This window comes from Yersinia sp. 2466 StPb PI (assembly GCF_041538325.1).
Lineage (GTDB): Bacteria > Pseudomonadota > Gammaproteobacteria > Enterobacterales > Enterobacteriaceae > Yersinia > Yersinia enterocolitica_E.
In genome coordinates this window covers 3187069-3199904 of record NZ_JAULSL010000001.1, presented here as the reverse complement: position 1 = coordinate 3199904, position 12836 = coordinate 3187069, and the positions used below count along the sequence as shown (strand labels likewise).

The window sequence follows — 12836 nt, the reverse complement described above, 5'->3', positions numbered from 1 at the left end:
TTACTTGTTCAAAATTCGAACGCCAGTTTGGGCGGCAGCTTTAGGAAAGCGACGGGCGACATTGGCGAGCAGGGGAAGTAAACCTTGTGTATCTCTGTAATATTCAAACTTGCCGGGGAGCAGAACCTGCTTGCCCTCATCATCTAAATTGCGATATTTCAGCCAGTTATGAATATCGAATGATTCTGCTCGGGATAGCCACCCGCCAGTGCCAATCACCTTTTTAACCAGGCTTAAGTCGCGACCGACCTGTAGGTCAATATTGCCTGCGCAGGTACAAACCTGTGTTTTTTTGCCCGCATGACGTTCAGTGGCATATCCGACACAAATCCCAGCCAACAATTGGTCGAAAACAACTTCTTCGTCGCTACGGGGTAAATAGCCCGGATGTGCAGTGATATGGGTTAAATATCGATAAAAAGCATCAATTTGACTTTGTTGGTGTGAGAAGTAATGAGCAATCATCGGCATACCGGTTTCGCCGGCATTCATCGCTGAAACGCGCATCCCCAGGTCACCTTCGACGGTTCGTTTAATCAGCGGTTCTGGGATCCCGTGTATCACGGTGTCGGGCAGCATATGACTGTTATAGGAGGAGTAAACATCGGTGGTGGCACCCCCCATATCTATCAACATGAACGTTTCCCAATCGGGTACGTATTGGCGAATTTGTTGCACCAGTTCGAAGACTGAATAGGGCGTAGGCAGTGGGTCTTCACCCGTTTGATCAACAATGACGTCTAAACCTTTCCCTCTAATAATCTTCTTAAGGAAAATGTTGCAAATAGCCTTACGCGCATCAAATGGATTAGGGCTGTCGAGATTGGGCAGCACGTTATTAACGATGGTTAAATCTTTATCACCGAGGATCTCCAATACGTCATCTTGCAAGTCGCGATTTCCGGCATAAATAATGGAGCACTTCAATTTAGATTGAGCCAATAGTTTCGCGTTCGACAGGCCATGAGCGTAGTCACCGCCGTCAGTACCACCGGTAAATAACAGGATATCCGGCGGTGATGCTTCTAAAGCCCGTACATCTGATTTATTCAGGTTATAGGCGAAGTGTTGTGACACTTTAGCCCCCGCAGAATGCGCGGTGACCTTGGCGGATTCGAGGGTAATATTGGGCACCAGCCCAATAGCAGCAACCGCTAATCCGCCTTTGGCCGATGAGGAGTAATCAATATTGACCTGCCCTGACGCTAATAAAGGGCGTGCATCGGCAACATTCAGGATCTTATTCAATACCGAAAAAAATCCTTCAGCCAAATGGTGTGGCGTAGTAGGAGATAATGCATAATTCTTCACATCAATATGGTCATCATCTCCCACCTCGAACACTGCCCCTTTTGTCCAGGTGGAGCCGATATCGATAGAAACGGTGATCATTGCACGCCCCCAGCCGCTGCTTCTGGTTGCATGGCATGTTCAATATCGCCTTTCATTAAAGAACAGACTAATTCCAAATCAGTGTCGGGTGCGAAGACGCGGTTGAATCCCATCTCTTTGAATTTTGACTCAATTTCTGAGAATGCATGTTTACCAATAACCAAATTTCCGCCGACATACAGCAAGATTTCGCCAATTCCGCGTTCAATGCAGTTCTCACGCATACCAATACAATCCACTTCACCGTGCCCATAGATAGAGGAGATGACAATGGCGTGAGCACCGGTTTCAATGGCAGCATCAATATATTCATCCTGACTCACCATCACTCCGAGATTGATGACGTTGAAGTTGTGCATTGTAAACACTCGGTCTAGCACCTTATTACCAACAGCATGGCAATCAGCACCAATGACGCCAATAACAATTGTTGGATTTTGCATGTTAAGTCCTCTATGTAGATTACGATCCGTATATTGGTTTTGTGAGTAGAGAGCTAAATTTATTTTTTTAGCCCTCTACGCGTAAATCAAGATTATCTATTTTATTCTTCAGGTATCGATGGCAATTCACTGGGAATTGGCTGGCTTATAATGTGCTTTTCCAACAAATTAAATACAATTGATTTATTGTCAGGACATCTTGAAAAAAATAAAAAAAGCAAAATAAATTATTTTAAATTGGCGGTTTAGATTGAATAAATTCTTTAAAATCAATCTGTTGTTTATTTTATTTGTTTTTTGTTAACGCATGGTTATAAATATAATTAAAAATGAATGTGATTATTTAGAGTGATAGTGTGATCTATATAAAAGTTATGGGTTAATTCTGTTTGTGTGATGCTTATCATATTTATATTTCTAGGGTTTAGTTTTGTTTTCTGTTGGTTGGCTATATTTAATGAATTAATATGAGATATTTTATAGATGTGAGAGTTATAATGTTAAAAATAATAGTGAGTTATTATCACATTAGCTGAATATTAAAAATCAATGATGTTTGCGAAAATAATATGTTCATCAACGCACGCCACCCACAACCATTTTGACAATATGAATATGCGGATAGTGCTTAATTATCTGTGGTTGATGCAGTGTGCTGATAAGGCGGTCTAGATCGTGTCGTTGATGATTGAACAGCAAACCAATAACGCTGCCACTGTGGGCTACGTTCAAACCATAAATTCCGCTGCGCTCAACGATATCCAGTAACTGATGAAATTCAGGCTTAGGCAGCATTGACTGGCTGGCGACGGCACTTAGCGTGGTGGCTTCGCCCAAACGATAGTGGCACTGGGTATCGTTAGCCTGTTGAAACAGTTGCATAGCATTGGCTAAGTTGGCTGCCTGTTTAAGTAACAAGGGTTGGCGATTTCGTTTATGGAACTCTTCGGTTAACAGCGTTTGTGTACTTTCAAGTAGCAGAATGTCGATGTCGGGTCGCCAGGTAAAGGGATGATGACTTTGCGCGGTCTGGTGATCAAAAAGGGTGAGATCTTTAAATATCGTGCTGTCGGTGGGTTCAACTGCCACGCAGAGTTTGGCCAGTGATTCGTCACTCAGTGATTTACCCAGTAAGCGGCTGGTCGCGATAGCTGTTGCGGCAATATCGGCGGTGCTACTGGCTAATCCTTTAGCCACGGGAATAGTGGATTCAAACGCAATGCAGATATTCTCGCTATATTGGGCAGGCTCGCCAAAATGCGCCAACACTTGCCTGACCATATGACGCATACGCGGTCGTTCACGCCAGCTCGGTTCCCCTTCGGTAACTGAAACGGTGCTAAACCAGTTAATCGGGCAAGAGATAAGTTTTTCTCCGCCAAAAATCCACCCTTGGATCAGTTCACCGCAAGAGGCTGGGCAACGGGCTTCAGCCATGAGAAACAGCCTGTGGCCAGATGTGGTCTGGATGCCTGATATAACTGACGGATTGAATGCCGTTCTTCTGCACTGCTGGCCCCTTGGAACAAATAACTATTGCTGACAACATACTCAGATTGCCTGCAATAGTGGTTCATGACTGATATCAATTTGGTGGGCAGTAAAAGCCAGAACATCACTAAGATTGACGACATGACCAATCACTAACAGTGCGGGGGCATGTAATTTTTTACGTACAATTTCATCTTTTAGCGTGGTCAGTGTCCCTTTTGCTATCTCTTGCCGTTGCTGGCTGGCATACATCACGGCGGCGGCGGGGGTGTCGGGTGATTTACCTCCGTCGATTAGGCGTTGGCAGATCTCCTCTTGTCGCGTCATTCCCATTAATACGATTAACGTCCCATCCAGTTGGGCCAAAATATCCCAGTTTTGTGGTTCATTTCCCTGACACATATGCCCGGTGACCACATGAAAGCTGGAAGCGTAGTGCCGATGGGTCACGGGGATACCGGCATAGGCTAAACCGCCAATAGCTGAGCTGATACCTGGAATTATCTCAAAAGGGATCTCTTCATGGGCAAGTGCCTCGGCTTCTTCTCCACCTCGGCCAAATACATAAGGGTCGCCTCCTTTAAGACGAACAACATTTTTCCCCGCCAGGGCATGCTCGACCAAGATTTTATTGATCTGTTCTTGTGGGACTGGATGATGATTTGAGGTTTTCCCCACATTAATAATTTGGCAATGGGGTGGTGCTTGAGAAATTAACTCAAGATTAACCAGACGGTCATGCACAATAACTTGAGCTTCACGAATGGCTAGCAATCCTTTTACAGTGATTAGAGATGCATCCCCCGGTCCCGCCCCAACTAACAATACTTTTCCTTTACTCATTCGAGCAACCTTTATGGCCGATAAGATTTTTAATTTTATTAAAATTAATCACCAGAAATGCGTTATATAAAAACGGCATATGATTATTAAACTCCGCATCATTATTCATAAATATTAGATTATATATTTGACCTTGCTCCCAATATTTAATCATTTTATGGAATGATCTCTTTCAAATATTTCGCATTTAATGTTTGTTTTTATAACTATATGATTTTCATATTAAATTATGGTTTTATTTTATTTGTGTTAACGCTAAAGCATCAATATTTAAATGTGCAATGTCCTTCGTTATAGTTTTGGTTTATTCGCTTATTTTTTATCTTTAATATGATATTGCTATTGATAATCATGAGGGCTATCACAAAAATGACGGAGACCCATGTCTATCTAAATAGAAATGTGTATTTTAAAAATCAAAAAAAGAAGCGTCGCTATCAATATTTGAATATTAGTTGTGCCCAGGTACACACAACTATTTAATCGGTGTTTTATGAAATAATGGGTGAGCTATAATGCGGTGTAAAATTCCTAAAACTGATTTATTAGTGACATTTGAAGCTGTTGCTCAATATGAAAGCTACACGCGAGCGGCAGAAAAGTTAGCGTTAACCCAAAGTGCTGTTTTCCGTCAAATTACAGCACTGGAGGAGCTACTTAATGTGTCATTATTCCACCATGTCCGTAAGCGAATTTTCCTCAATGATGCGGGTCGTTATTATCTTGGTTTAGTCAGAGATACATTGGAGCAACTGGAAAGAGATACGCAAAGCATTATGTCTTACCAGTCAACTCAGCAAGTGTTGGAGCTGGCGGTTACACCAACATTTAGCACACATTGGCTCATTCCAAATCTCAGTGACTTTCATGAGAAGCATCCTGAGATTGTCCTTAATTTAGTGGCGCTGACTACGCCTGCTGATTTTCTGAATTTGAAATACGATGCGGCAATTATGCGTGAGGATTTCTGTAGCCCGTGGGCTGAAAATGAGCACTTGTTTGAAGAAGAGCTAGTGCCTGTCTGCAGCCGGATGTTGTGGCAGGATGAGAAAAAAGTGATGCTTGCAGAGCAGTTGATGGATGAACTTACGTTGCTTCATCAAACAACTCGTTTAGATTCGTGGCATGACTGGTTTACATTATCAGGCGTTAATAGCCCTAAAGTACGAATGGGGCCACGTTTTGATCTTTTATCGATGCTGATTTCTGCTGTGCGCTCCAATCTTGGCATGGCGTTATTGCCCCGATTTGCTATTCACAAGGATTTGGAAAATGGTGATATGGTCATTCCATGTGATTTACCCATGAGCACCGGAAACCACTTTGTACTGACCTACAAAGAAGGTAAAAGAGGGTTGAGAAGCTTGCAAAAATTAAGTCGCTGGCTCCATGATAAATCTAAAGAGGAAGAGCTAAAAAGAGCATGGGTTAATTAATTTTTCAAAGCGACAGATAAAGAATTATATTTTATTTTTTAAAATAAAATATATGTTTTGAACGTAGGATTAAATTAATGTCGTGTTCTAAATTTACGATGATAATTGAGTTGTCGTATTTTTATGGCATATTACCATAGCGCAGCCATTTCTGGTTTGTGCCTATTTTTAATGGGTTGTTACCTTGGTTTTTCTTTCTTTTTCGGCTGTGGAAATTGTTCTGGAGTTATTCACCAATACGCATTATGTGTTGCAGATAGAACAATTGCTTTTTATTTTACTCTATTAATAATAGCACGATGATACCAGCGACTTACTGAGGTTTTTTTATTCTTTGATTTTTTAAATACAAAGGGTCAGCGATATTTTCTTACTATTTCCCATTCAGCTAATCGAGTGAAAATAATGTATAAAAATGATTTTTTTTACCAAGATCTCTTCCCTCTGTCTGAGGACCGCACAGAATATTACTTGTTAACGGATAAGTATGTTTCCACTATCGAGGTTGATGGCAACGAAGTATTAAAAGTTGAACCTGAAGCGCTGACATTAGTCTCCCAGCAAGCGTTCCATGATGCCTCATTCTTCCTGCGCCCAGCACATCAGCAGCAAGTTGCTGCCATTTTGCATGATCCGCAAGCGAGCGAAAATGACAAATATGTCGCATTGCAATTATTGAGAAATTCGGAGATTTCAGCCAAAGGTATTTTGCCGAACTGCCAGGATACGGGCACATCTACCATTGTGGCGAAAAAAGGCCAACGGGTTTGGACTGATACTGATGATGCCGAAGCATTATCACGCGGCATCTATAACACCTTCCGCCAAGATAATCTGCGCTACTCACAAAATGCGGCGTTAGATATGTATAACGAAGTGAATACCGGTACCAATCTTCCTGGGCAAATTGATATTTTTGCTACCTCGGGTATGCAATATTCGTTCTTGTTTGTGAATAAGGGCGGCGGCTCCGCCAATAAAGCAGCGCTTTATCAGGAAACAAAAGCGGTGTTGGAACCGGCAAAACTCAAAGCCTTTTTAATTGAGAAAATGAAGAGCCTGGGAACGGCTGCTTGTCCTCCTTATCATATTGCTTTTGTTATAGGAGGTACCTCCGCAGAATTAACCTTGAAGACCGCTAAACTCGCCTCGACAAAATATTACGATAACTTACCTGGCGAGGGTAATGCGTTCGGTCAGGCTTTCCGTGATAAGGCGCTGGAAGAGGATCTGTTACAAGCTTCACGTGAATTTGGCTTGGGTGCTCAGTTTGGTGGCAAATATTTTGCACATGATGTTCGGGTTATTCGTTTGCCGCGTCATGGTGGCTCTTGCCCGATAGGGATGGCAATTTCATGTTCTTCTGATCGGAACATTAAAGCCAAAATTAATAAAGAGGGCATATGGTTGGAGAAATTAGAGCGCCACCCTGAGCGATATATTCCTGAAGATTTGCGGATTAATAACGAAGGGACGGTAATTAACATTGATCTTAACCGCCCGATGGATGAAATTCGTCAACAGCTTTCACTTTACCCGGTATCCACCCGCGTATCACTCAATGGCCCGTTAATTGTTGCCCGCGATATTGTGCATGCCAAGCTGCAACAGCGTTTGGAACAGAATCAGCCATTACCTCAATACATGAAAGATCATCCCGTCTATTATGCTGGACCTGCAAAAAAACCAGATGAATTGGTATCCGGCTCGATGGGGCCAACGACTGGAGGGCGCATGGATCCTTATGTCGATCTGTTCCAATCCCAGGGGGGCAGCTTAATCATGTTGGCAAAAGGCAATCGTAGCCAGCAAGTCACCGAATCATGCCATAAGCACGGTGGTTTCTATTTGGGCAGTATCGGCGGTTCTGCGGCCATTCTGGCGCAGGAGTATATCGAAAGTCTGGAATGCCTTGAGTATCCCGAACTGGGAATGGAAGCTGTGTGGAAGATGGAAGTCAGGAACTTTCCGGCGTTCATACTCGTTGATAACAAAGGCAATTCATTCTTTGATCAAATTCAAATCAAGGCCTGTGCCGGTTGTCAGAAATAACGTTGTGTTGAGGAAACCACGATGTACGAAGAGCGTTATCAGCAGCGGCAGCAACATCTTAAACAACAGGTTGAGGAGCGGGTTGCTGCCGCGGCAAAAAACGGCGGGATCATTATTGTATTTACCGGTAATGGCAAAGGGAAAAGTACCGCCGCATTTGGAACTGCAGCCAGAGCCGTTGGCCATGATATGCGGGTAGGTGTGCTTCAATTTATCAAGGGGGACTGGGAGTGTGGTGAACGTAACCTACTGGAGCGTAACGGGGTCGAATTTCATGTCATGGCAACCGGTTTTACTTGGGATACCCAAGATAAAGCGGCGGATATCCAAGCGGCCAGACTAGTGTGGCAGCAGGGCGCGCGGATGTTATCTGACCCTGGTTACCAGCTTGTGGTTTTAGATGAGCTCACTTATATGCTCACTTACGGTTATTTGAGCTTGGATGCGGTGTTGGCGGCGTTAAAAAATCGGCCTGTACATCAAAGTGTGGTCATCACCGGGCGAGCTTGCCATCGGGAAATTATCGCACTGGCAGATACCGTTAGTGAGTTACGACCAGTGAAGCATGCATTTGATCATGGAATTAAGGCGCAGAAAGGTATCGATTGGTGATGGGAATCCGATTATGATAACTGCTACGCTTATTTATTCATCAATCTGTTGTTTTATGAAGCGGGATACAAATAATTTGTTGATAACGCTTGATTGTTTGTTCTGAGTTATACTATATTGCGCGCCAAGGAAACGTACTAACGTTCCAAAAAATTTCGCCGGCATAGCTCAGTTGGTAGAGCAACTGACTTGTAATCAGTAGGTCCCGAGTTCGACTCTTGGTGCCGGCACCAATTAAAAACCCGTTATCTGAATAAGATAGCGGGTTTTTGCCTTTGTACTGCTGCCACTGCTGATTTTCTGCTGTCCCCCTCCTGGGCTATTTATTTTTTGTGATCCCATTCTCTTTTTGTCTGTTCTCTGCTTGTTATCTATATTCAATTATTGTTGGCTGATCACAGCATGGGCGTTGAACGCCGAGCAGCAACCCAATGACTAAAAGCTATCAGGGAGTTGGCGGTATGGAGAATCGGCTAAACGTGCTATATCAGGCAGGGGTTATTGATAAGGACATCTGCGATGGCATGAAAAAGGTTGTCGCACAGTTGGAAACGGTATGGGCACTGCCGGTGCGCACGGAGCAGGGGGAAATGGCGCTCACGCATATGGCAAATGCATTAATGCGCAGTCGCCGTGGTGAGGAAGTTGGGCCGCTTGATGATGAATTGTTGGCTGAAATCAGAGCCTCTGACGCGTTTCCACAAATTTTACAGATCCATTTGGCGCTGCTGTCACGGTTTAATTTGGCCCTGCACCCAAATGAAGAGGGGTATTTATTAGCTAATCTGTTGAGCTTGTGGATGGCGCATAAAGGTCAATGCCAGTGAGTTTTGCCTTCATGTTAAATATTCAAAAAAATGATTATTAGGCTTTTAATCTGATGGAGTCTAGCGGCAAGCTATGTCTCCCGGCCTTGCACCTAAGTCATTCGGTGTAGGTAAGTCAGTTTCCGTACTCAGATTTTTGTCACGGGTAGCGATGTGGCACTGGTTTTCGCTATTGTGTCTGGTCACCCAGTACTCGAAGCGCTGTATGACAGACTCGGCAATGTTATTCAGGGGGCAAGGTGAGTAAATTCGTGGTGGTAGTCATAGACAGCTTTGGTGTGGGAAGCATGGCCGATGTGCCTCAGGTCAGGCCGCAGGACCTCGGTGCGAATACCTGTGGGCATATTCTGGAGCGTTTTCCGCAATTGAGTCTAGCGACACTTGAACAATTGGGGCTCATCAACGCTCTGGGGTTCGCGCCGAACGTGATGAAACCTTCGCTAACGGCGGTGTACGGCAGGGCAGCGCTGCAACACGAAGGCGGTGACACCTTTATGGGGCATCAGGAAATACTGGGTACCCGCCCACAGTCACCGCTGCGTATGCCGTTTTCCGAGGTGATCGATAAGGTCGAGCAAAAACTGGTCGCGGCGGGTTGGCATGTCGAACGTCAGGGAAGCCGGTTGCAGTATCTGTTGGTAAATCAGGCCGCGGCGGTCGGTGATAACCTGGAAGCGGATCTCGGACAGGTGTTTAACATCAGCGCTAACCTGAGTGCGATTTCGTTTGCTGATGTCCGTGCCATTGGTGAGACAGTGCGTAGCTGTGTGAAGGTTGGGCGGGTGATTGCTTTTGGTGGCTTGCTAGCGAGCAATGAGCAGCTACTCGCTGCCGCAGAGGAGAAACAGGGTCGTTATATCGGGATTAATGCACCACGCTCAGGGGTTTATCAACAAGGATTTCAGGTCGTACATCTGGGCTATGGCGTAGATGCCAGCGTTCAAGTTCCACAGCAGCTCTATGATATTGGTATTCCAACGGTGCTGGTGGGCAAAGTGGCCGATATCGCACTCAATCCGCACGGTACCAACTATCAAAATCTGGTCGATACCCAGACCATCATGGATATCACCTTGGCGGAATTGCAAAAACCAGGAGATGGATTTATCTGCACTAACATTCAGGAAACCGATCTGGCGGGTCATGCACAGGATGTGGCGCGCTACGCCGAAAGGTTGCAGGTAGTGGATCAGAATCTGGCGATCTTGATGGGGCGAATGCAGCAGGATGATTGCCTGGTGGTGATGGCGGATCACGGTAATGACCCGACAATTGGGCATAGTAATCACACTCGCGAGAATGTGCCCTTACTGGTGTGGCGACCCGGTATTGCCGGAGGGGAGATTGGTTACCGCACAACGCTGTCTGATGTAGGGGCCACTGTTTGTGATTTCTTTAACGCGGCCCCGCCACAGAACGGCAGGTCCTTTATGGCGCAACTGTGCGCCTTATCTTCCTCACGGCTCGAGAGTTAGCATCATTGAGCGGCAGCATAATTGATGCTACGGGCTACATCTATGCGCAGGTATGTTTGCCCATTGCCGATACCTACCAGCACCGCGGGTTGTGCTGTGCTGGGGCGGTTTGCGGCAAACTGACATCGAATGCCCGCATATGTCGCCTAACAATCTGATACCGAAGCAATACTCACCGAGCTATTATTCGGTCGGTATATCAAAAAGTGCTGGGAACTAAAACGGGCCTATGTTCACCGCAATTGAGCCGATGCTAACTATTCTTCGCCAATTGAGCGACTAATCGATTAACGCCATCACTCATATTAGTAAATTTAGTCAGTTGGGTACGGGTCACTACGACGAAAACCCCAATGTTCTTTTCTGGAATCATCGCCATATAGGTAATAAATCCACCGCCACCACCGGTTTTTTGCATAATTCCTGGTAGTTCGGCATTAGGCGCCATGTAGACCCAGCCTAACCCCAGTGCGTCTGCCTGACCGGCAACATCCATACCTTTTAATGACACCAAATCACGACGTTGGAAATAGAGCGCCTGTTCACGTTTGGCTGAGCTTTTGCGCGCGCTGTTATCAGAAGCTAAGAATTGCTGCATCCAACGCTGCATATCTTCCGGTGTTGAGTAAATCCCACCACTTCCCGCCGCCGCAAGGGTGTTTTCACAACGACTACTGCCTACTCCGACCATCAGACGGTTACATTGTTCTGCCGTTGGGGTCAGGGTGGTGTTTTTCATCCCCAACGGAGCAGTGATTTTGTCACGCAGCAAACTGCTATAAGGCTTGCCTGATGCCCGTGACAGCGCATCGGCCAGCAAGTCGTAGGCCAAATTGGAGTAGGCGGCTTTAACCCCAGGCGGCACGGTGACCGTGGCCTGCTTCATCCATTGCCAGCGGTTATCTTTAGTCGGCCAGGTAAACACCGGCCTTTTTTGTGGGCCACCGGGTTGCTCGCGCGGCAGGCCACTGGTGTGGCTGGCTAGATTCAGCAAGGTAATCGGCTGTTTTGCGTTATAAGCAGGGACTCGTGCGCCCTTAGGTGCGTATTTTCGCAGGGGATCGGTCAATTTTACCGTGCCGTCATCGGCCAGTTTTACCATCACTTCACTGGTCATTAGCTTGGTAATTGATGCAATGCGAATCAGTGAGTCTGGCCGTGGACGCAGGTTGTTGCCGGGTTTGGTTTCCCCAAAACTACGGTTTACCACTTGATTGTTATCAATAACCACCAGAGCCATTCCCATGGCACCACTGTTATAGAAAATATGTTCGGCATATTGATCAACAACTTGTGAGGTCAAAAGCTCTGTCTTGGCATCGCTGTGCAATGGAATAGTGAATAGAGCAGCGGCCAGTAGCGGGGCAGTGAAATGTTTCAACAATCTTTTATCCATGTTCAAAAACAAAGTAAGTGGTCGTGTGCTTATAGTAATCGGATATTGGCATAAAACATGCTGAAATTTTCAGACAGACGAAAAATTTACATTACCGGGAAGTACTTGCCGGGGGTCACGCCAAAAACGCGCTGAAATTGATCAATAAAAGCGCTGAGGTTTTCGTAGCCGACATCCAACGCGACATGGGTCACGGGTATTTTCTCTGCCAGCATTTCCAGCGCGCGCATGAAACGTGCGCGTTGCCGCCAGTGGCTAAAACTATAGCCTGTCTCTGCGATGAAACGACGGCTCAGTGTTCGGGGTGACATTCCAGCCCAGTGTGCCCATTGATCCATTCTCTGTTTGTTAGCTAGGTCACTCAGTAACTCATGCGCGACCTTTATCAGCCGTGGATCTTGTGGCATTGGTAATTCAAATGGTTCGGCAGGTAATGATGCAATTTCGTCTAGCATCACCGCCATAATCCGCTGCTGGTTCTCAAGTAATTCCCCTCGGGGCCATTGCGCTGCGCGATTTACGGTTTCTCGTAATAAGCCACTTAATTGCATCGTTCGCGGCTGTAGCGGTAAAGACGCACAGACATCTTCGCGCAAATATACACTCCAGCCGTGAAAAGGGCCGTGCGAGCGGAAACCGTGCTGTTGATGAGGGGGAAGCCAGACCACATGTGTTGCCGGTACCACCCATTGACCCTCGGGTATGACGATAGTTAGCAAGCCATTTATTGCCGCTAATAATTGGCCCGCACTGTGGCGATGCGGCTGCGTCATTCGCGCTAGCTTGTCGTGACGCTGTACCACGGTCAATACTGGCATCGTTGTCAGCATCAGTTGTGAAGGATCAATTAAATGAGATTGCATGGCGTA

11 protein-coding genes and 1 tRNA gene are annotated in these 12836 nt (G+C 45.7%); 6 read left to right on the top strand and 6 right to left on the bottom strand.

Annotation, left to right across the window (positions count from 1 at the left end; translation table 11 throughout):
- The 4 genes from glmL to cobA form a co-directional block, all read right to left on the bottom strand.
- A complete protein-coding gene (glmL, locus tag Q2T72_RS14495) occupies window positions 1-1392 on the bottom strand; it encodes a methylaspartate mutase accessory protein GlmL (RefSeq protein ID WP_372569364.1) in 1392 nt (463 codons plus the stop codon).
- Window positions 1389-1835 (bottom strand): methylaspartate mutase subunit S, encoded by a 447-nt coding sequence (gene glmS, locus Q2T72_RS14490; RefSeq protein ID WP_083158311.1) that lies wholly within the window; start codon window positions 1833-1835, stop codon window positions 1389-1391. Before glmS ends, glmL begins: the two co-directional genes overlap by 4 nt.
- A gap of 576 nt (window positions 1836-2411) precedes the next feature.
- Window positions 2412-3272, bottom strand: coding sequence for a GHMP kinase (locus Q2T72_RS14485; RefSeq protein ID WP_372569363.1), 861 nt, complete (start codon window positions 3270-3272; stop codon window positions 2412-2414).
- Window positions 3273-3386: 114 nt separating this feature from the next.
- Window positions 3387-4169 carry a uroporphyrinogen-III C-methyltransferase gene (gene cobA, locus Q2T72_RS14480; RefSeq protein WP_083158313.1) on the bottom strand — a complete coding sequence of 261 codons (783 nt, stop codon included), beginning with the start codon at window positions 4167-4169 and terminating at the stop codon, window positions 3387-3389.
- 515 nt (window positions 4170-4684) lie between these two features.
- Here cobA and Q2T72_RS14475 point away from each other — a divergent pair.
- The 6 genes from Q2T72_RS14475 to Q2T72_RS14450 all read left to right on the top strand — a co-directional run bounded on the left by Q2T72_RS14475 (window position 4685) and on the right by Q2T72_RS14450 (window position 10571).
- On the top strand, window positions 4685-5605 hold the full coding sequence (locus tag Q2T72_RS14475) for a LysR family transcriptional regulator (RefSeq protein WP_083158314.1): 921 nt from the start codon (window positions 4685-4687) through the stop codon (window positions 5603-5605).
- 405 nt (window positions 5606-6010) lie between these two features.
- Complete coding sequence (locus tag Q2T72_RS14470; RefSeq protein WP_372569362.1) at window positions 6011-7657, top strand: fumarate hydratase; 1647 nt, start codon at window positions 6011-6013, stop codon at window positions 7655-7657.
- 21 nt (window positions 7658-7678) lie between these two features.
- Window positions 7679-8269, top strand: coding sequence for a cob(I)yrinic acid a,c-diamide adenosyltransferase (gene cobO, locus Q2T72_RS14465; protein ID WP_372569361.1), 591 nt, complete (start codon window positions 7679-7681; stop codon window positions 8267-8269).
- Window positions 8270-8426: 157 nt separating this feature from the next.
- Window positions 8427-8502 (top strand) — tRNA-Thr (locus Q2T72_RS14460).
- A gap of 228 nt (window positions 8503-8730) precedes the next feature.
- A complete protein-coding gene (locus Q2T72_RS14455) occupies window positions 8731-9096 on the top strand; it encodes a PRD domain-containing protein (protein WP_372569900.1) in 366 nt (121 codons plus the stop codon).
- A 239-nt stretch (window positions 9097-9335) separates the two neighbouring features.
- A complete protein-coding gene (locus tag Q2T72_RS14450) occupies window positions 9336-10571 on the top strand; it encodes a phosphopentomutase (RefSeq protein WP_372569360.1) in 1236 nt (411 codons plus the stop codon).
- A 253-nt stretch (window positions 10572-10824) separates the two neighbouring features.
- On the opposite strand, the gene ampH is transcribed toward Q2T72_RS14450, so the two are convergent.
- The gene (gene ampH, locus Q2T72_RS14445; RefSeq protein WP_372559427.1) at window positions 10825-11967 is read right to left on the bottom strand and encodes a D-alanyl-D-alanine-carboxypeptidase/endopeptidase AmpH; all 1143 of its coding nucleotides are present in this window, start codon (window positions 11965-11967) and stop codon (window positions 10825-10827) included.
- 86 nt (window positions 11968-12053) lie between these two features.
- Window positions 12054-12830, bottom strand: coding sequence for a helix-turn-helix transcriptional regulator (locus tag Q2T72_RS14440; protein WP_372569359.1), 777 nt, complete (start codon window positions 12828-12830; stop codon window positions 12054-12056).
- Between the last annotated feature and the right edge of the window lie 6 nt (window positions 12831-12836).